This window comes from Vibrio sp. D173a (genome assembly GCF_030248475.1).
Genome location: NZ_JAHGAH010000164.1, coordinates 1 through 1,288 on the forward strand (window position 1 = coordinate 1; position 1,288 = coordinate 1,288).

At 45.3% G+C, this 1,288-nt stretch carries 1 protein-coding gene, 1 rRNA gene and 1 pseudogene; 1 reads left to right on the forward strand and 2 read right to left on the reverse strand.

Translation table 11 applies throughout. From position 1 onward, the window contains the following. Both KIV40_RS35600 and KIV40_RS16970 read right to left on the reverse strand, forming a co-directional pair. Positions 1-141: pseudogene (locus KIV40_RS35600) on the reverse strand (DUF2913 family protein); the annotation flags it as partial. A gap of 181 nt (positions 142-322) precedes the next feature. After that, complete coding sequence (locus KIV40_RS16970; RefSeq protein ID WP_285350369.1) at positions 323-1,054, reverse strand: hypothetical protein; 732 nt, start codon at positions 1,052-1,054, stop codon at positions 323-325. Between KIV40_RS16970 and KIV40_RS16975 the strand changes: the two genes are divergently transcribed. Further along, positions 1,053-1,288 (forward strand): 16S ribosomal RNA (locus KIV40_RS16975); the annotation flags it as partial. The two genes, KIV40_RS16970 and KIV40_RS16975, sit on opposite strands and share 2 nt — an antisense overlap.

The window sequence follows — 1,288 nt, forward strand, 5'->3', positions numbered from 1 at the left end:
GTACTTTATCAGTATGTCGTTGCGTGATGTTACTGGAACAAAACGGGAAGATGCGGATACCTGACACAGCAAATGAAGCAGGGCGTGGGTAATGACGTTGTGAAGGTTGTGGTAGTAGTCAAAGTCTCGTTTGATTTGCATAGCCAAGGTAGCGTTGTGGGTGGATTTTAAGAATATGGGGGCTCGGTGTTTTAAATCAACCGTAATAATGAGTGCGGGAGTGCTTTCCCATACATAGAGTTATTCATGCATTGCTAATATACAGTCTTCCGAGAATGATAATTGTCCAACAGACTTCCCAACGAAGCCTATTTGCCCGTCACTACCCTTCTTCTATGACTGTAATAAACAGCCTCAAGTGTTTTAAAAACTGATTTTGCTCTTCAGTCGAAGCAGCATAGCTAGAGAAATAAAATATCCTGTTTTCTCGATACACAGCCTTCTTATCTTCACTCTCAATTTCTTTTTCAATCATCGGAGACAAGTGCCATTGAACAAGTCCATGCTTATATCGACATTCAGGAACATCATACATACGATAATTGGTGTGAGGAGGGAATGGTAGTACTCTAGTTTTTGGTCTGTTTTCCACCCCAGCCATTTTAAATGACATCAAGAGACCGGCGCCGGCGCCGATAAACATCATCGGACCAACCAACACCACGCCAACTACCGATATCGCAATCCCCACATACCCAGAGTAACGCAATGCAGCAAAACACGCGTCTGGCACTAATTGAAGGTCCGAAACGATCATCCCCTTTTCGGTCAAGGTCACCGTTTGTTTCACATCAGGGTTACCGGCGTAATAGAAGTAGCTACCAAGAGCAAAAACAAATAACGAAGCAACGACAACACCTAACCAAGAAATTTGATAGCCTATCCAAAAAAACATCAAAGCTCCCAGTATCCACGTGATAATGTCGCCGTAGTCAGTCGGGGGAACTTTCACGACTTCAAATTGATACACCACCTTGGCATCACGAACCGCTTGCTGCTGAGCTTGTTGATACTCTGGGGTGAGCTCCGGTAACGAGTCTACAGACACATACATTATTTAGGCACCTCCAACTGCACCTTGTGATTATCAATCAGTGATGGGACATCACTCTCTGTCATGGCTTTGTGTTCGCTTACGCCTGCTAAGGTTTGCCCTTGGTAGAAACTGGCTAGTTTATCCCGGATCGGAGTCTGCAACTCGACTCCGTGAAGTCGGAATCGCTAGTAATCGTGGATCAGAATGCCACGGTGAATACGTTCCCGGGCCTTGTACACACCGCCCGTCACA